The 17,644-nt window shown below is 74.1% G+C and carries 12 protein-coding genes, 1 tRNA gene and 1 riboswitch; of the genes, 7 read left to right on the top strand and 6 right to left on the bottom strand.

All coding sequences use genetic code 11. The annotated features are described in order from the left end of the window. The first annotated feature begins 20 nt into the window (after nucleotides 1-20). The 4 genes from C1708_RS17370 to C1708_RS17385 all read left to right on the top strand — a co-directional run bounded on the left by C1708_RS17370 (nucleotide 21) and on the right by C1708_RS17385 (nucleotide 3,567). Nucleotides 21-680: a response regulator gene (locus C1708_RS17370; RefSeq protein ID WP_106413537.1), complete on the top strand. Its 660-nt coding sequence runs from the start codon at nucleotides 21-23 to the stop codon at nucleotides 678-680. A gap of 109 nt (nucleotides 681-789) precedes the next feature. Continuing rightward, the gene (locus C1708_RS17375) at nucleotides 790-1,923 is read left to right on the top strand and encodes a dihydrofolate reductase family protein (RefSeq protein WP_106413538.1); all 1,134 of its coding nucleotides are present in this window, start codon (nucleotides 790-792) and stop codon (nucleotides 1,921-1,923) included. Nucleotides 1,924-1,985: 62 nt separating this feature from the next. Next, nucleotides 1,986-2,059 (top strand) — tRNA-Met (locus C1708_RS17380). A 318-nt stretch (nucleotides 2,060-2,377) separates the two neighbouring features. Continuing rightward, a riboswitch (cyclic di-AMP (ydaO/yuaA leader) is annotated at nucleotides 2,378-2,535 on the top strand. 12 nt (nucleotides 2,536-2,547) lie between these two features. Beyond that, nucleotides 2,548-3,567, top strand: a complete 1,020-nt coding sequence (locus C1708_RS17385) for a M23 family metallopeptidase (protein WP_106413539.1) — start codon at nucleotides 2,548-2,550, stop codon at nucleotides 3,565-3,567. A 103-nt stretch (nucleotides 3,568-3,670) separates the two neighbouring features. Here the strand turns inward: C1708_RS17385 and C1708_RS17390 are convergent, their stop codons facing one another. The 4 genes from C1708_RS17390 to C1708_RS17405 all read right to left on the bottom strand — a co-directional run bounded on the left by C1708_RS17390 (nucleotide 3,671) and on the right by C1708_RS17405 (nucleotide 8,701). After that, complete coding sequence (locus tag C1708_RS17390) at nucleotides 3,671-5,008, bottom strand: PrsW family intramembrane metalloprotease (RefSeq protein WP_106413540.1); 1,338 nt, start codon at nucleotides 5,006-5,008, stop codon at nucleotides 3,671-3,673. 59 nt (nucleotides 5,009-5,067) lie between these two features. After that, nucleotides 5,068-5,904 carry a tRNA (guanosine(46)-N7)-methyltransferase TrmB gene (gene trmB, locus C1708_RS17395; protein ID WP_106413541.1) on the bottom strand — a complete coding sequence of 279 codons (837 nt, stop codon included), beginning with the start codon at nucleotides 5,902-5,904 and terminating at the stop codon, nucleotides 5,068-5,070. A gap of 85 nt (nucleotides 5,905-5,989) precedes the next feature. Next, nucleotides 5,990-7,213, bottom strand: a complete 1,224-nt coding sequence (gene lhgD, locus C1708_RS17400; RefSeq protein ID WP_106413542.1) for an L-2-hydroxyglutarate dehydrogenase — start codon at nucleotides 7,211-7,213, stop codon at nucleotides 5,990-5,992. 63 nt (nucleotides 7,214-7,276) lie between these two features. Next, nucleotides 7,277-8,701, bottom strand: a complete 1,425-nt coding sequence (locus tag C1708_RS17405; protein ID WP_106413543.1) for an NsdA family TPR-like regulatory protein — start codon at nucleotides 8,699-8,701, stop codon at nucleotides 7,277-7,279. A 738-nt stretch (nucleotides 8,702-9,439) separates the two neighbouring features. Here C1708_RS17405 and C1708_RS17410 point away from each other — a divergent pair. Next, nucleotides 9,440-11,563 carry an asparagine synthase-related protein gene (locus C1708_RS17410; protein ID WP_106416344.1) on the top strand — a complete coding sequence of 708 codons (2,124 nt, stop codon included), beginning with the start codon at nucleotides 9,440-9,442 and terminating at the stop codon, nucleotides 11,561-11,563. A gap of 465 nt (nucleotides 11,564-12,028) precedes the next feature. Here C1708_RS17410 and C1708_RS17415 read toward each other — a convergent pair whose 3' ends face one another. Then, nucleotides 12,029-12,763, bottom strand: a complete 735-nt coding sequence (locus C1708_RS17415; RefSeq protein ID WP_106413544.1) for a TetR/AcrR family transcriptional regulator — start codon at nucleotides 12,761-12,763, stop codon at nucleotides 12,029-12,031. A 374-nt stretch (nucleotides 12,764-13,137) separates the two neighbouring features. On the opposite strand from C1708_RS17415, the gene C1708_RS17420 reads away from it, so the two are divergent. Beyond that, nucleotides 13,138-14,517: an NAD(P)/FAD-dependent oxidoreductase gene (locus C1708_RS17420; RefSeq protein WP_106413545.1), complete on the top strand. Its 1,380-nt coding sequence runs from the start codon at nucleotides 13,138-13,140 to the stop codon at nucleotides 14,515-14,517. Between the two features lie 169 nt (nucleotides 14,518-14,686). After that, nucleotides 14,687-16,342, top strand: a complete 1,656-nt coding sequence (locus tag C1708_RS17425; protein ID WP_106416345.1) for an ATP-binding SpoIIE family protein phosphatase — start codon at nucleotides 14,687-14,689, stop codon at nucleotides 16,340-16,342. Nucleotides 16,343-16,351: 9 nt separating this feature from the next. Here the strand turns inward: C1708_RS17425 and C1708_RS17430 are convergent, their stop codons facing one another. Next, nucleotides 16,352-17,620, bottom strand: a complete 1,269-nt coding sequence (locus tag C1708_RS17430; RefSeq protein WP_106413546.1) for an MFS transporter — start codon at nucleotides 17,618-17,620, stop codon at nucleotides 16,352-16,354. Nucleotides 17,621-17,644: the final 24 nt, after the last annotated feature.

A 17,644-nucleotide genomic window follows, 5' to 3' on the forward strand; every position in this document is an offset into this window, starting at 1 on the left:
CCGACCGGAAACGCTGAACCATGACCGACCCGTCCCCCGCCCGCATCCTCCTCGCCGACGATCACGCCCTGGTCCGCCGGGGGGTCCGACTCATCCTGGACGGCGAACCGGATCTGACCGTGGTGGCGGAGGCCGCCGACGGCGCCGAAGCCCTCGGACTGGCCCGGGAGCACCGCCCCGACCTGGCCATCCTCGACATCGCCATGCCGCGCCTGACCGGTCTGCAGGCGGCCCGTGAGCTCTCTCGCACCCTGCCGGAGACCCGGATCCTCGTGCTGACCATGTACGACAACGAGCAGTTCTTCTTCGAGGCGCTGGCCGCCGGCGCCTCGGGCTACGTCCTGAAGTCGGTCGCCGACCGCGATCTCGTCGAGGCCTGCCACGCCACCATGCGGGGCGAGCCCTTCCTCTACCCGGGGGCGGTCAACGCCCTCATCCACAACTACCTCGACCTCGCGCGGGAGGGCCGGACGCTGCCCGCGAAGGCCATCACCGACCGGGAGGAGCAGATCCTCAAGCTGGTCGCCGAGGGCCACACCTCCCAGCAGATCGCGGACCTGCTGGTGATCAGCCCCAAGACGGTGGAGCGGCACCGTGCCAATCTGCTCGCCAAACTGGGCCTCAGGGACCGGCTGGAGCTCACCCGCTACGCCATCCGGGTCGGCCTGATCGAGCCCTGACACCGGTCCCGGCGGCCGGGGCACGGTCCGCTCCCCGCCGCACGGGTTGCCAGACTGGACGCGGACCGCGCAGCGGTCCCGCCGCCACCCGCACCCGGAGAGCCCGCCGATGCCGCACCCGTACGTCCTGCTGTCCGCCGCCGTCTCCCTCGACGGCTACCTGGACGACACCGGCCCGGAGCGGCTGCTGCTGTCGAGCCCGGCCGACTTCGACCGGGTCGACGAGGTACGGGCCTCCGTGGACGCCGTCCTGGTCGGCGCCGGCACCCTGCGCGCCGACAACCCCCGTCTGCTGGTCAACTCGCCCGAGCGCCGCGCCGCCCGGGTCGCGGACGGCAGGCCGGAGTACCCGCTGAAGGTCACGGTGAGCGGCTCCGGCGACCTGGACCCGGCGGCGCGGTTCTGGCACACCGGCGGCGAGAAGGTCCTCTACACCACCGACGAGGGCGCCGGACGGGCCCGCGCCCTCGGTCTCGCCGCCGACGTCGTCCCGCTCGGCGACGGCCTGGACTGGCGGCGGCTGCTGGAGCACCTGCACGACGAGCGCGGGGTGCGGCGCCTGATGGTCGAGGGCGGCGGGCGGATCCACACCCAGCTGATGACCCAGGGCCTCGCCGACGAGCTGCAGCTCGTCCTCGCCCCGCTGTTCGTCGGCGACCCGGACGCCCCCCGGCTGTTCGGCCCCGGCTCCTACCAGGGCGGCCGGCTGCGGCTGGTCGAGACCCGGCCCGTCGGCGACGTCGTCCTGATGCGCTACGAGCCCACCGCGCCCGGCACCGGCGCGCTGCCCTCCGCGGCCGACCACCATTGGCTCGCCCTCGCCTGCGAGCTGGCCGCGCTGTGCCCGCCCTCCGAGACCGCGTTCAGCGTCGGCGCGGTCGTGGTCGCCGCCGACGGCACCGAGTTGGCGCGGGGGTACTCCCGTGAGGGCGGCGACCCCGTGGTGCACGCGGAGGAGGCCGCGCTCGCCAGGACCGACCCCACCGACCCGCGGCTGGCCGGCGCCACCGTCTACTCCAGCCTGGAGCCGTGCGCCCGTCGCGCGTCCCGGCCGGCGCCCTGCGCGCGGCTGATCCTGGACGCGGGGGTGCGCCGGGTGGTCACGGCCTGGCGGGAGCCGGACACCTTCGTGGCGGACGCCGACGGCAGCGCGGTGCTGGCGGACGGCGGCGCCACGGTGCTGGTCCTGCCGGAGTACGAGCAGCGCGCGAAGGCCCCGAACGCGCATCTGCCGGGCGGCTGATCGCGCCGCCGGGAAGGGATGTGCGTCGGGCCCCGCGGATGCCGTACACTGGTGATTACCGACGCGGGGTGGAGCAGCTCGGTAGCTCGCTGGGCTCATAACCCAGAGGTCGCAGGTTCAAATCCTGTCCCCGCTACTGAAGGCCGAGGGCCGGAACCCGAAAGGGTTCCGGCCCTCGGTGTTTTCCGTATACCGGCGCCTTGTGCCGGCACCTTTCTCCCCGCCTCTCACTCAGCGTGAGCGAAGTGCTTCGCAGCGCATAACAACTGACATACCGTCAGGTTCGACCGGTCGTCCGACGCGCGGTCAACTCGCCCTTTTTCACCCGGTCATGGCGCTTAAGTCCGCACGGAAATCGTGAACGATCAAGAGGAACGGCTTGGAATCCGGCCCCCGCGTCTATTAACGTTCGATAACGCAGCGCGGTCGTCCCAGCCGTCACAGAAGGCGGCTCCGTGCGCACGCGCCGAATCCCGCGAGGGAACCGGGGAACCACCACCATGGGGTGAATCGGGCGGATACCGCCGTGAGAACACGGCTCGTATACGCGCGTAGGAGACCTTCCTGCTCCGAACCCGTCAGCTAACCCGGTAGGCGAAGAAGGAAGGAAAGGAGCGCGCCCACGTGGCGTCAAACCCGCCTGCCCCCGAGGCCCCGTTCCACCCGAGCGACACCTTCGCCTACGGCGCCGACCGCGCCGACGAGGGCCCGTTCGAGGAGTGGAACCCCACCGCGGAGTCCGTACGGCCCGTGCGCGGGCGGCACCGCGTCGCCAAGCAGCGCGGAGGCGGACTCGCCCGCAGCTCCACCGTCCTGGGCGTCGGCGTCATAGCCGCCGTCGGCGCCGGCGGCATGGCCAGCGCCCAGACCGGCAAGCCGCCCGTCTCCATCTCCATGCCCGACCTGCCCAACGTGGGTTCCCTCCTCTCCGAGGAGGAAACGCCCAAGGGCACGAGCACCCCCCTCAGCGACATCGGCATGACCACCGCCGACGCCGAGGAGGGCGCCTCCGGCGCCGGAGAGGCGCTGCGCGCCCGCATCATGGCCCAGGTCGAGCAGCAGCAGGGGCAGGCGCAGAGCAAGGCCCAGGCCGCCGCCCTCGCCGCCGCCGAGAAGGAGGCCGCCGAGGCCGCCGCCAAGGCGGAGAAGGAGGCCAAGGAGAAGGCCGAGGCCGCGAAGAAGAGGGCGGAGGAGGAGGCCGCGAAGAAGGCCGAGGCCGAGCGCCTCGCCGAGCTGGCCAAGCAGTACACCCTGCCGACCTCCTCGTACACCCTCACCTCGACGTTCGGTCAGGCCGGCGCCTACTGGTCCTCCGGCTACCACACGGGCCTCGACTTCGCCGCCCCCACCGGCACGCTGATCAAGGCGGTCCACACCGGCACGATCACCGCCGCCGGCTGGGACGGCTCGTACGGCTACAAGACCGTGCTCACCCTCGACGACGGCACCGAGATCTGGTACGCCCACCAGTCGTCGATCAACGTCAGCGTCGGCCAGAAGGTCACCACCGGCGACGTGATCGGCCGCGTCGGCGCGACCGGCAACGTCACCGGCGCCCACCTTCACTTCGAGGTCCACCCCGCCGGCTCCTCCGGCGGCGTCGACCCGGCCGCCTGGCTGGCCGACAAGGGCCTCAGCGTCTGAACCACCCGGCGGCCGCGTCCCGGCCGCCGACGCCGCGAACGCCGGCGGCCCCGACGACGCCCCCCCGACGTCAGGGCTGCCGGTCCCGCATGTCCGGGGCTCCTCAGCGGCGGTAGGGGTGCTCCCCGTACGCCGGATACGGATGGCCGTGGGGCGGCTGCCCGTACGCCTGCCACGGCGCGGGGACGGGCCCGTACGCCCATGCCGCGCCGTACGGCACCGGGGGCGCCGTGAGGCGGGCCGCGTGCTCCAGTGCCGGACGGGCCGCCGCGCGCCGGTGCCACAGCTCCAGCAGCAGTTCCCGCTCCCGGCTCACGAAGTCCGGTCCCGCCTTCCCCGCACGGCCCCGGTGCCGCAGGAACGCCAGCGAGGTCGCGTACGCCTCGTACTGGGCGACCGCGCGCGCCGCGGGCCTGCCCCCGTGCTCGCGCGCGAACTTCCGGGCGAGGCGCCGGGCCCGCATCGAGCCCAGCGCGAACGGCTCCGCGGGACGCAGCCAGCCGGCGGCCACGTACGCGGGCAGCTCCGTGCGCACGGTCCGCAGCTCCCGCTGCCGCGTCCACACCACCAGCCAGGTCAGCAGCCCGAACGCGGGCACCATGAACGCCCCGTACACCGCGAGGAAGCCGAACTGGCCGAGCATGACGGAGCCGTTCCACAGGGCGTGCATGCCCATCGCGAGGAGCAGCCCGGCGACCGGGAAGAGCACGCGCCGCACCCGCTGCCGGTCGGCGGACAGCGCGGCCGCGCCGAAGCCGATGCCGGTGAGCACGGTGAACAGGGGGTGCGCGAAGGGCGACATGACGATGCGGACGAAGAAGGTCGCCGCGGTGACCGAGGCGATGCCGCTGCCGCCGGTGAGCTGGTCGGTGCCGAAGGCGTTGCCGAGGTAGAGGACGTTCTCGGTGAACGCGAAGCCGGTCGCGGTGAACCCGGCCGCCACCACGCCGTCGAGGATCCCGTTGACGTCGCGTCTGCGGAAGAGGAAGAGCAGCAGCACCGCCGCCGCCTTCGCGGTCTCCTCCACGACCGGCGCTATCACCGTCGTGCCCAGGGTGTCGGCGCCGGCCGGGTCGGCGGTGGTCGACGCTATCCACCGGGTGGCGAAACTGTTCGCCACGATCGCCATGAGCGCCGCCGCGCACGCCCCCCAGGCGAAGGCGAACAGCAGGTTCCGCCAGGGCCCCGGGTCCACCCGGCCCAGCCAGCGGAACGCCGCGAGCAGCAGGGGGACCGGCAGCACGGCCAGCCCGAGGCCGACCAGGAAGCCCTCGGTGCCCGTCTGCTCCCTGACCAGCGCGAGGATCACCAGCCCGGACAGGGCCAGCAGTGTGACCACCGCTCCGTAGCGCACCGCGGGGCGCTGCCACCAGTGCGGGTGCCGCAGCGTGCTGCCGGGAGCTGCGCCGGGGTACGGCGGGTACGGAGGGCTGCTGGCCACGGATTCGACCCTAACGAGAAAGGGGCAGGGCTGCGTGCCGGCTCAGGGGCTCGGGGAGGTCAGGCGGGGTCCCCGGTCCGGCGCCCGGCACGGTCGTCGTGCGGTACGCGGCGGAAGAGCAGGTCGTTCACCACATGCCCCTTGTCCAGCCCCTGCCGCTCGAAACGGGTGAGCGGCCGGAACTCCGGACGCGGCGCGAAACCGCCGTCCGCCCGCGTGTTCTCGTAGGCGGGGTGCGCGGTGAGCACCTCGAGCATCTGCTCGGCGTACGGCTCCCAGTCGGTGGCGCAGTGCACGAGCGCGCCCGGCGCCAGGCGGGACGCGGCGAGGGTGAGGAACTCGGGCTGGATCAGCCGCCGCTTGTGGTGCCGCTTCTTCGGCCAGGGGTCCGGGAAGAAGACGCGCAGCCCGCTCAGTGAGTCCGGGGCGAGCATCTCGCGCAGCAGGATGATCGCGTCCCCGTTCGCCACCCGTACGTGGGTCAGTCCGCGCTCCTCGGCGAGGTGCAGCAGGTGGCCCTGGCCGGGGGTGTGGACGTCCACGGCGAGGATGTTCGTCCCCGGGTCGGCGGCGGCCATCTCGGCGGTGGCCTCGCCCATGCCGAAGCCGATCTCCAGGACGACCGGCCGGTCGTTCCCGAACAGCTCGGCCAGGTCCAGGCGGCGGCTGCCGTCGATGTCGAGCCCCCACACCGGCCACAGCCGCTGCAGGGCGTCCGCCTGGCCTGCGGTGACCCGGCTGCGGCGGGGCTGGAAGCTGCGGATCCGCCGCTCGAAGTGCGATCCGGCGGGATCCGGCCTCGGGCCGTCGGGGAAGCGCGGCTCCCCCTTCGCGCGGTCGCGGCGGGCCCGCGCGCCGGGCTGCTGCGCGGCGTGCGGTGCTTCGGGGGTGCTCATCACGGATTCAGACACAGTGCCCTCGATTTTACGGGGACGGCGCGCACGTCCGCCCGGCCCCACGGACCGGTCCCACGACCCGCTCTCACCGCTCGCTCCCGGCGAGGCCGGCCAGCGCCCGCCGGGCGATCTCCTTGCCGATCGGCAGCGACGCGGTCGCGGCGGGCGAGGGGGCGTTCAGCACGTGCACCGCGCGGGGCGCCTCCCGGATCAGGAAGTCGTCGACCAGCGTGCCGTCGCGCAGCACCGCCTGCGCCCGCACCCCGGCCGCCGTCGGCACCAGGTCCTCGTCCCGCACGGCGGGCAGCAGCCTGCGCACGGCCCGCGCGAAGGCGGGCTTGGACAGCGAGCGGCGCAACTCTCCCGCGCCGTACCGCCAGTGGCGGCGGGCCAGCTGCCAGGAACCCGGCCAGGCCAGGGTCGCCCCCAGCTCGCGCGGCCGCACCGTCCGCCAGTCGTACCCCTCGCGGGCCAGCGCCGGGACCGCGTTCGGCCCCACGTGCACGCCCCCGTCCGTGCCGCGGGTGAGGTGGACGCCGAGGAACGGGAACGCCGGGTCCGGCACCGGATAGACCAGGCCCCGCACCAGCTCGGGGCGGGCCAGCTCGTAGTACTCCCCGCGGAACGGCACGATGCGGGCGCCGGGCTCGTCGCCCGTGAGCAGGGCGATCCGGTCGCAGTGCAGCCCCGCGCAGTTCACCAGTATCCGGGCGCGCACGATGTCGCCGGCCGCCGTCAGCACGGCCACGCCCCGGTCGGGGCGGCGGTCGACACGGACCACCTCCGCGCCGTGCCGTACGTCGGCGCCGGACGCCTCCGCGAGCCGGCGGGCCACCGCCGCGTAGTCGCAGATGCCGGTGGTGCCGACGTGGATCGCGGCGAGGCCCTGGACCTCCGGCTCGTACTCCGCGATCTGCGCGGCGCACAGCTCACGCACCGCGATGCCGTTCTCCCGGCCGCGCTGCACCAGGGCGTGCAGCCGGGGCAGCTCCTCGCGGTCCGTGGCGACGATCAGCTTGCCCGTCACCGCGTGCGGGATGTCGTACTCGGCGCAGAACTTCACCATCTCCGCCGCGCCCCGCACCGCGTACCGCGCCTTGAGCGAGCCGGGGCGGTAGTAGATGCCGCTGTGGATCACCCCGCTGTTGCGGCCCGTCTGGTGCCGGGCCGGGCCCGGCTCCTTCTCCAGCACGGTCACCCGCGTGCCCGGAGCCGCCCGCCCGATGGCATACGCCGTCGACAGGCCGACGATCCCGCCTCCGACCACCACCACGTCACAGTCGTACGACCCCGCCACCACCTGCGCCACCTCCCGCGTCGATAGTGCACTGCGCCACTGACAACGGCTTCAAACCAAGGGCGGGCAGGACGGTCAGGCCGTCGTCATCAGCAGCGGACGGGCACGCTCGCGCAGCTCGACCACGCGCGGCTCGTCGCCGTACGGCTCCAGCCGGTGCAGCAGGTCCCTGACGTACTCCGTGGTGCGCGCCGAGGAGATGCGGCCCGCCACCTCCACGGCCCGTACGCCCTGCTCGCAGGCCGCGTCCAGGTTCCCGGACTCCAGTTCGGCGACCGCGGAGACCACGAGGCGCAGACCGTGCGAGCGCACGAACTCCTCGGTCGGCTGCGACAGCGCCTGCTCGGTGAAGCGGCGCACCTGGCGGGGCGCCTTCAGGTCGCGGTAGCACTCCGCCGCGTCGGCGGCGAAACGGTCGTAGGAGTAGAAGCCGAGCCAGGTCGGGTCGCTGTCGCCGGGCCGGGACCGCTCCAGCCAGCTCTCCGCGGACCTCAGCGCGGCGCCGGCCGCCTGCGCGTCGCCCGCGCGGGCGTGCGCGCGTGCCTCGACCAGGCGGAAGAAGCTCAGGGTGCGGGCGGTGGCCAGCCCGCGGTTGCGCTCCAGCGCGGCCTGGGCGAGGTCCACGCCCTCGTCACCGAAGCCGCGGTACGTCGCCTGGAGCGACATCGAGGCGAGGACGTAGCCGCCGAGGGGGACGTCGGCCGCCGCGCGGGCCAGGCGCAGGGCCTGGATGTAGTAGCGCTGCGCCGCCTCCTGCTGGCCGGTGTCGAAGGCCATCCAGCCCGCGAGGCGGGTGAGTTCGGCCGCCGCGCCGAAGAGGGAGCGGCCCACGTCGTCGGAGTAGGAGCCGAGCAGCAGCGGGGCCGCCTCGACCCTCAGACACTCGGGGACCATCGACGAACGCCAGTCGCCGCCGCCGTACTTGGAGTCCCAGCGCCGGGCGTCCTCCGCGGCCTCCCGCAGTTTCCGCACATCGCTGTGGCCGACTTTGAGCGGTGCGCCGGAGCCGTCGGACGGGCTCACCTCACGCGCGACCGAACTGTCGGCCGGGGTTATCAGCCACCGTGAGGCGGGCGTCGCGTACGCGCTCACCGCGAACGATCCGGCGAGCGACTGCCAGATGCCGCCGGAACCGGCGCGGCGGCCGGCGAGGTCCAGCCGGTACAGCTCCGTCGCGGACCTCACCGCCTGGCCGACGTCACGCGGGAAGGCGAGGCCCACCTCCGGCGCGGGATCGGCGTCCGCCAGGCCGATCTCGTGCAGCGGCACGGGGCGGCCCAGCTTCTGGCCGATGGCGGCGGCGATCAGGTGCGGGGCGGCGCCCTGCGGCACCATGCCCTTCGACACCCAGCGCGCCACCGACGTCTTGTCGTAGCGCAGCGTCAGTCCCCGCTGGGCGCCGAGGTCGTTGACACGCCGCGCGAGGCCGGCGTTGCTGATTCCCGCGAGGGCGAGAACGGCGCCGAGTTTTTCGTTCGGCCCGCGTTGCTCCCTGGACATGCGCCACCCCTCGACACAGACGGCTGCCGCTCTGGCATAACCACGCGGCATTCGTAAACCCAGCGTAGTTCGCCGCATCCCAAGCGTTAAGGGGCATTCTTCCGGATGGCGGGATTGTGGTCCGTACTGAAGTGCGGGTCCGATACGCGCAGTTGCGACGTGCTCCCGGTGTGTGGCCGTGCGCCCGTCCGTGCGCTCTTCTCCGGCCATGCCGGGAGCGGTTCCATGGTCCGTGCGTGGGTCGGCCCGCTGTACTGGATCCAGTGGGCTGGGGGAACACCGCCGCCTTCATCCCCGCGGGCGGCGGCGCGGTCCGGGAGGCGTGCTCCGCCTCCCGGACCGTGCGCTCCGCGGCGATGCGCAAAGCCTGCACGGAGCGTGTTCGAGTGTGATCTCACCGCTCCAATTTGGCCGAAAATCAATGCCACTCTTTTCGGCGTATCCACGCTTCTACCCAGGTAGTCGAGGGCCCGTTGGGGGTTTTGGGGGCGCGTTGAGGGGGCGCATTCGCGTCGAAGTGGCGTGGCGGGCGATCGCCACCCGAATGTCGATCTCCGTGTCTCGGGCGGGTGTTCGAGCGAGTGCCGGGGCAACCGCCTTCGAGGGTGGGTGTATCCGCCGGGGCGCATTCGCCGGAGCACACACCGCTCCGGCGGCGTCGCCGAGCGCCTCCTTCATGGCAGCATGGGGAACCGGTTCGTACGGTGCACTGGTGGTCCACGGCATGTGGAGGCGGCGATGCGGTGGTTGGTGGGATGGAGCAGCACCGCCGCGGCGGCCGGGGGATACGGCCCCGTCGGCTCCGCCGGCGCCACCGGCGTCGACGGTGAGACCCTGCAGCCGGTGGGTTCCCAGCCGCTGTGGGGCGACCCCGACCCGCTGTGGGCGGTCGGCGACTGGCGCCCCGACGAGGTGCGGGTGGTCTCCGCCGACGAGCAGACGCGGATCGCCGTCCTCGGCACCTGCGGCGCCTCCGACGAACAACTGCGCGTCGCCCTGTTCGCCGCCCGGGGCGGGGCGCTGCGGCACCTGACCGCCTGGCCGGGCAGCTACACGGCCGTCGTCCAGGTCGGTCGCCGCATCACGGTGTGCGGCGACCTCGCCGGCGCCCGGCCCGTCTTCTACACCCCCTTCGAGCGGGGTACCGCCTACGCCACCGCCGCCCTGCCGCTCGCCGACCTCGTCGAGGCCAACCTCGACTTCGGGCACCTCGCCGCGCTGCTCGCCGCGCCCGACGTGCCCGCCGCGCTGCAGGACTCCACCCCGTACGACGGCGTGAAGCGCGTTCCGCCGGGGCACGCGCTGATCCTGCGCACCGGCGCGCGGGAGGTCGCCGGGTACGAACCCGTCGCCTCGCTGGCGGTCGCCGCCCCGCCCGCCGACCCCGACCACGCGGTGGACGCGGTGCGGGACGCGCTGGTGGAGGCCGTGCGGACGCGACTGGCCGCCCCTCGTCACGTCCCCGGGGCCGACATAGACCCCGGTCCGGTGCCGGGCATGGGGCCCGCGGAACGGCGTGCGGCCCGCGGGACGCCGGTCGCGGGGATCGGGGCGGATCTGTCCGGAGGGCCCGCGTCGGGCGCCCTGGCCCTGCTGGCCGCCGGGCTGCCCGGGAGGCCGGGGACCGTGCTGGGGCACGGCACCGGCGCGGGGGAGCGGCTGCTGGCCGTCACCTTCAACGACCTCGCCGCCGGCGACGCAGGGGGGCGCGACACGGGCGAACTGGAGCGGGCGGGCGCACTCGCCGCCAACCCCCGGCTGCACCACGTGGTGGTCGCCGGTGAGGAGTCGACGCTTCCGTACGTCGAACTGGACGTGCCGCTGACCGACGAACCGGCGCCCTCGCTGGTCGCCGCGGCGCGGCACCGGGCGCGGCTGGCCGCGGGCAGCGCGGATCACTTCACCGGGTACGGCGCCAAGCAGGTGCTCGACGCTCATCCGGCGCGGCTCGCCGACTTGTTGATGGACCGCAAGCGGCGGCATCTCGTGCGGCCGGTCGCGGCCCTCGCCAAGGCGGACGGGTCCGTGATGGTGCCGGCGCGGGTCTACGCGGCGGCCCGGCGGCTGGCGCGGACGCCGTACCGGACGGGGCTGGAGTCCCTCGCGCAGCGGCTGCTGCACCGGAAGCTCGACGACGACGGACCGGGCGGGGCCGCGGACGCCTCGCTGGCGGCGCTGACCTGGGGGAGACCCGGGCCCGCGGCGCGGTGGCTGACGGGTGAGGCGCTGGCTGAAGTATCGGTTCGCCTCCAGGCGTCGACCTGGCGGTCGGAGGTCGGGCCGGGACAGCGGCCGGGGGACTTCCGGGCGCGGGCGGCGCTGGCGCGGTACGCGGCGGACGTGCGGGTGCTGGAACAGGCGGCGGAGATCCGGTCGCAGCGGCTGCACACACCGTTCCTCGACAACCAGGTGGTGCGGGCGTGCCGGGCCCTGCCGGAGGCGCTGCGGGTGCGGCCGGGGGCGCGGGCGGCGATCCTGCGGTCGGTGCTGGAGGGCGCGGGGGTGCGGGATCTGCCGGCGGGGTGGGGGACGCCGGGGGCGCCTACGTCGGCGGTCGCCGCGCGGACGGGGCTGCGGGTGGCGGCGGGGTCGCTGATCTCGCTGTTCGACACGCCGCTGCTGGCGGAGGCGGGGCTGGTGGAGGCGCGGGTCGTGCGGAAGGCGCTGCGGGGGGCGGCGGAGGGGGAGCCGCTGCCGCTGGACGGGCTGGCGGACCTGGTGGCGCTGGAGGTGTGGCTGCGGAGGCTGCTGGCGAGGCGGGGGACGTGCTGGACGGGCACGCCTGCGCGGCAGCGGGCGGTGCCGGCGGGGATCGCCCCGCAGAGGGGCGCGCTGGGGGCGGGGGCGGCGGGGTCACGCTGACGCTCGCGTCGCGGCTTGCGGTCCGGTGGGGCTGGGCGTGACGCCTGCGGCGCAGGGTTGCCGTCCGGTGGGGGTCGGGGTCTGATGCCTGCGGCGCAGGGTTCTGTCCGGTGGGGCCTGGTGCAGCGCCTGTGGTGGGTGGGTGGAGCGGGGCCGCGATGGAGGCGGTCGTCCTCGTCCGGCGCGAGAGTGCGTACTGGAGAGATGCGGGGCGCGGACGCGCCGGCCGCTGCGGGCGCCCACCCCCACCCCGTCCCCTCCCCGCCGTACGCGGCTGCACCCCGCCCACGCCGGGCGCCCCGCCTCGCCGTACGCGGCTCCTGCCCGGCCGTTCGGGGCACGCAAGCCCTCGCCACCCGCACCCCCGCCGGGTGGTTGGAGGTCCGGGCGTGTGCAGCACACGTACGCAGACCGGCGCTGTAGGGGGCGAACCCCTCCGGCGGGTGGCGGGAAAGGGACCGTAGGTCAGGACGGGCGGCTGCGGAGCCCTTCCAGGAGGATGTCCAGCAACCGCGCCGACGCCGCGGCCTGCTGCGCCGCGTCCGGCAACGAAGGCGCCGCCGTGGCGATCACCAACAGCACGTCCGACACGGACACGTCCGCCCGCAGCTCCCCCGCCGCCCGTGCCCGGTCCACCAGCTGCCCGACCACGTCGAGCAGCTCCGCCGCCCCCGCGTCGTCCTCCGCCGGCTCCTCGGACATGAGCCGCAGCTCCCCCGCCGGCGGCGTCCGCTGCTGCGGCAGCCGCGCGTGGTCCGGCAGACCCTGCTCCTCCGCGACGCCCACCCCCAGCACCTGCGGCGGCAGCAGCCGCCCCGCGCCGGAGGCGACCGATGTGCGCAGGAAGCGCGACAGCGCCGACCACGGCTCGTCCTCCTGCCCCAGAGCGGCGCGCGCCTGCTCGGTCAGCCGGGACGTCTCCTCCTCGGCGATCCGCCGCACGAGCACGTCCTTGCTCGGGAACCGCCGGTACACCGTGCCGACGCCGACCCGTGCCCGGCGCGCCACGTCCTCCATCGGCGCGCCGTACCCCAGCTCGCCGAAGACCTCACGCGCGGCACGCAGCACGTGCTCCAGGTTGCGCTGGGCGTCGACCCGCAGCGGTGTGGTGCGTGTGCCGTCCGGGCGCCCGCCGGAGGCGGCGCTCATCGTCGCGCCAGAGGCGACCGCGGACGACCATCGAGAGTCCTGAACATGCATGTGTATCCCCCGGTAATGACGTCTCCCCCCGGAGACTCTCCCCGCCATTGACGTCCGGGGCGTGGAAACGGGACCGGCCTGTCGGTCCCGCCCGTCGCGGACCCGATGAGCGCATCCCCCTGCACCCCGTCGAGAGATGAACATAGTTGAGAGGGGGTCAATTCAGAAGGGGCGCGTTCCGCACGGAGCGCCCCTCGATCGGAGCACGAGTCGCATACGTCCCGAATATCCTGCGGGGAGAGTGTCGATCATGGGGTGTGACCTGCGGTGACCGGGCGTGGGTCGGTAATTCGGCCAACCACGGACGCGGGTGTCCTACGGTCACACAATTCGTCGAGGCTGTGGACAAACGGAAGCGGCGGGTGCGTCATGGGATGGTGAAGGAACGTGCGCGCATTCTCGTTGTCGGCGGCGGCTACGTCGGGATGTACACGGCCCTGCGCCTGCAGCGGAGACTGAAACGGGAGATCGCGCGGGGCGAGGCCGGGATCACGGTCGTCACGCCGGACCCGTACATGACGTACCAGCCGTTCCTTCCCGAAGCGGCCGCCGGCGCCATTTCTCCTCGTCATGTCGTCGTACCGCTGCGTCGTGTTCTCGACCGGTGCCGCATCGTCATCGGGGAGGCCACGGCCGTCGACCACGCCGCGCGCACGGCCACCGTCCGCACCCCGGCCGCCGAGGAGGAGGGGACGGACGGGCGGCGGATCGGGTACGACGAACTGGTTCTCGCTCCCGGGTCCGTGGCGCGCTCCCTGCCCATCCCCGGCCTCGCCGACCACGCCATCGGCTTCAGAACGGTGGAGGAGGCCATCGGGCTGCGCAACCACGTGCTGGAGCAGATGGACATCGCCTCGTCGACCCGTGATCCCGCGGTCCGCGATGCCGCGCTGACGTTCGTCTTCGTCGGCGGCGGCTACGCGGGCGTGGAGGCGCTCGGCGAGCTGGAGGACATGGCGCGGTACGCGACGCGGTACTACCACAACGTCCGCCCCGAGGACATGAAGTGGATCCTGGTGGAGGCGTCGGACCGGATCCTGCCCGAGGTCGGCGAGGAGCTGGGGCGCTACACCCTCACCGAACTGCGCCGCCGCAACATCGACGTACGCCTCGAGACGCGCCTGGAGTCCTGCGCCGACCGTGTCGCCGTACTGAGCGACGGGTCGCGCTTCCCGACACGGACGGTCGTGTGGACCGCCGGGGTGAAACCGCATCCCGTGCTGGCGGCCACCGACCTGCCGCTGAACGAGCGGGGCCGGCTGCGCTGCACCGCCGAACTGGCCGTCGAGGGCGCCCCCCACGCCTGGGCCGCCGGGGACGCCGCCGCCGTACCCGACGTCACCGCGCGCGAGGAGGGCCGCACGTGCGCCCCCAACGCCCAGCACGCCCTGCGCCAGGCCCGGGTGCTCGGTGACAACGTCGTCCACTCCCTGCGCGGCGAACCCCTGGAGACGTACGCCCACAGGTACGCCGGTTCCGTCGCCTCCCTGGGACTGCACAAGGGGGTCGCCCAGGTCTACGGGCGCAAGCTGAAGGGCTACCCCGCCTGGTTCATGCACCGGACGTACCACCTCAGCCGGGTGCCGACCTTCAACCGCAAGGCCCGGGTGGCCGCGGAGTGGACGCTCGCGGGCCTCTTCAAGAGGGAGATCGTGTCGCTCGGATCGCTCGAACATCCGCGGGCGGAGTTCGAACTGGCGGCCGGTGGAAAGCCTTCCCACGACCCACCGCGCAACCCGGAGGGGTCGTCCTGACCGGACCCGGGAACTCCCGGCGCCGGACCGGCGTCCAGCGGATGTCGGCCCGGCCGGACCCTGCCAGACTGGTCCACCACCGCGGGCGGGAGGGCCCGCCCCGGTGCGGCCCCCGGGCCGCGGCCGGTTCCGGTACCCGGCCGCCGACAACTACACGAGGCAAGGATTCGTGAACTTCACGCGCTGGAGCGCCCGGCTCCCCGGAACACAGCGCCGCGCCGCAGCGCGGACCGAGCAGGCGGCTTCCCCGGACCGGCGGGGAGAGGGCTCCGTGCCCGCGGCCCGCGCCGAGCGGTTCACCGACGGGGACGGGCCCGCGCCGGCCGTCGACGAGCTGGGGGTGCGCGAGGTCCTGGACCGCGTCCCCTGCCTCGTCGCCCTGGTGCACGGCCCCGACCACCGCATCGCCTACCTCAACGACGCCTATACGGCCGCGTTCGGCATCCGCCCCGTCGGCGCGCCCGCGCGGGGAGCGCTCCCGGAGCTGGACGAACTGGGCCTGCTGCCCCTCCTCGACCAGGTCCTGCGCAGCGGCAAGCCCCGCACGGTGAAATCGCGCAAGGCCCCCGACGGGCGCTCGTACACGTTCACCTGCACGCCCGCCGGCGAGGGCGACGGCCGTGGGGTGCTGATCTTCGCCACCGACGTCACCGACCACGCGGAAGCCGCCGAGCGGCTGCGCGCCAGCGAACGGCAGCAGCGCGAGACCGCCGTCACCCTCCAGCGCTCCCTGCTCCCGCAGGAGCTGGAGGAGCCCGACGACCTGCGGGTCGCCGCGACCTACCACCCCGGCGGCACCGAGGCGGCCGTCGGCGGCGACTGGTACGACGTCATCACCCTCGGCGGCGGCCGTACCGCCCTGGTCATCGGCGACGTGATGGGCCGGGGCGTGCGCGCCGCCGCCGTCATGGGCCAACTGCGCACGGCCGTACGGGCGTACGCGCGCCTCGACCTCCCGCCGCACGAGGTGCTCCAACTGCTCGACGGTCTCGCCATGGAGATCGACGCCAACCAGATCGCCACCTGCGTCTACGCCGTCCACGACCCCAACGAGGGCCGCCTGGTCTACGCCTCCGCGGGGCACCTCCCCATCCTGGTGCGCGACGAGAACGGCACCGTCCTGCGCGCCGACGAACCGACCGGCCCCCCGCTCGGCACCGGCGGCTGGATGCACGCCTCCGGCTCCGTGCCGCTCGGCCCCGGCTCCACCGCCGTCCTCTACACCGACGGCCTCGTCGAGCGCCGTGACGAGGACCTGGACGAGGGCATCGCCGCCCTGGAGCGCGCCCTGGCCGGAGCCACCGGCGGTCCCCAGGTCGTCTGCGACCGCCTGGTCCGTTCGGCCGGCGTCACCCCCGACCACGACGACGACGTGGCCGTCCTGGTCCTCCAGCACCCCGCGCGTTCGGGCGTGGAGAGCGAGCTGTTCCGCAACGCCGCCCTGGAACTGCTCGGCGGGGTCGAGGCGGCCCCCCGCGCGCGTGCCTTCGCGTCCGGCGTCCTGACGAGCTGGCGCTTCCCGTCCGAGCTGCACGATCTGGGCGTGCTGGCCACCAGCGAACTGGTCGCCAACTCCCTCCAGCACGGCACGCCCCCGATGCGCCTGCGCCTGCGCCGCACCGACCGCCGTCTGATCATCGAGGTCACCGACGGCGACGACCACCTGCCCAGGCGCCGCCGCGCGGAGCCCGGTGACGAGTCCGGCCGGGGCATCGCCATCGTCGCGACGATCGCCTCGGCGTGGGGCAGCAGGCGCACGCCGGGCGGCGGCAAGGCCGTCTGGTGCGAGTTCCTGCTGCCGAAGACCATCGGCGCCGGCGTGTGACGCGCACGGTCAGGCGGGCGCCGGGGCCTGCTCCGCGCCTCCCTGCGCCACGATCCGGCTGCCCGCGGCCGCCGGGTGGTCCTGCACGGCGGTGAGCTGCCGCCCGAGCCGCAGGGCCAGCACGGTGATGCCCAGCGAGAACAGCAGGAACACCACGATGTACGGCGCGTGCAGCGAGGCTGCCATCGGTCCGCCTACCGCGGGCCCCACCGCCAGCGCGAGCTGCTTCACCAGGGCGAAGGCCGAGTTGTACTGACCGGCCATCCCGGCCGGCGCGAGGTCCGCGACCAGCGGCGCCAGCGTCGGCGACAGCAGCGCCTCCCCGAGCCCGAACAGCGCGTACGTCGAGACGAACGCGGCCGTCGCCATCTCCTGGCTGCCGCCGCCGAGCCCCGCGTACCCGGCCACGGCCCACGCCACGGCCCAGATCAGACCCACGGACGCGATGACGCGCGACCGCTTGCGCCGCTCCACGAAGCGGAGCACCGCGAACTGCGCGACGACGATCATCAGTGTGTTCGCCGCCAGCGCCGTCCCCAGCGCGGAGGTGGAGATCCCGGCGGCCTCGACGCCGTACGCGCTCAGGCCCGACTCGAACTGGCCGTAGCAGGCGAAGAACAGCACGAAGCCCAGTACGCACAGCTGCACCATGGCCCGGTTGCCCAGCAGCTGCTTCCAGCCGCCCTTGACCGACTGCGCCGAGGCGCCGCCGATCCGCGGCGAGCGCGGCATCCGCACCGTCACCATCACCAGGACCAGCAGCGCGAACATCACCGCTTCGAGGGAGAAGAGGAGCGTGAAGGAGCCCGCTTCGGTCGGGTCGACGAGGTGACCGCCGATGAGCCCGCCGACGCCGAGCCCGAGGTTCTGCAGGAAGAACTGCATGGCGAACGCGCGCGACCGGGTCTCCGGACCGGAGCACTCCACGATCATCGTGGCCAGGGCCGGCTGCATGACCGCCTGCCCGGCGCCGAGCGCCGCCGCCGACAGCAGCACGGTCGCCGCGCTCGCCGACAGTCCCAGGCACAGCGCGCCGATCGCGGCGGTGAGCAGGGCGGCGAGCAGCACCGGAAGGGGACCGCGCCGGACGATCGCCCGTCCGGCCAGCGGCAGCACGATCAGCGCGGCCACGGCGAAGACGGCGAGGACGAGCCCCGCCGTCACCGACCCCAGCCCGCGCACCTGCGCCACGTAGACGTACAGGTACGGGACCGTGAAGCCCAGCCCGAAAGCGCTGAGTGCGTTGCCCACGTGGATCCGGCGCATCGCTGCGCCCATCGCCCTGGTCACATTCACCTCTCT

Source organism: Streptomyces sp. DH-12 (assembly GCF_002899455.1).
GTDB lineage: Bacteria > Actinomycetota > Actinomycetes > Streptomycetales > Streptomycetaceae > Streptomyces.

Bases quoted from the DNA above. Each gene is read 5' to 3' on its own strand.
- C1708_RS17405 (WP_106413543.1), bottom strand. From the start codon at position 8,701: ATGTCCAGGGAGCAACGCGGGCCGAACGAAAAACTCGGCGCCGTTCTC.
- trmB (WP_106413541.1), bottom strand. From the start codon at position 5,904: ATGAGCACCCCCGAAGCACCGCACGCCGCGCAGCAGCCCGGCGCGCGG.
- C1708_RS17430 (WP_106413546.1), bottom strand. From the start codon at position 17,620: ATGGGCGCAGCGATGCGCCGGATCCACGTGGGCAACGCACTCAGCGCT.
- C1708_RS17410 (WP_106416344.1), top strand. From the start codon at position 9,440: ATGCGGTGGTTGGTGGGATGGAGCAGCACCGCCGCGGCGGCCGGGGGA.
- C1708_RS17370 (WP_106413537.1), top strand. From the start codon at position 21: ATGACCGACCCGTCCCCCGCCCGCATCCTCCTCGCCGACGATCACGCC.
- C1708_RS17420 (WP_106413545.1), top strand. From the start codon at position 13,138: ATGGTGAAGGAACGTGCGCGCATTCTCGTTGTCGGCGGCGGCTACGTC.
- C1708_RS17415 (WP_106413544.1), bottom strand. From the start codon at position 12,763: ATGCATGTTCAGGACTCTCGATGGTCGTCCGCGGTCGCCTCTGGCGCG.
- C1708_RS17375 (WP_106413538.1), top strand. From the start codon at position 790: ATGCCGCACCCGTACGTCCTGCTGTCCGCCGCCGTCTCCCTCGACGGC.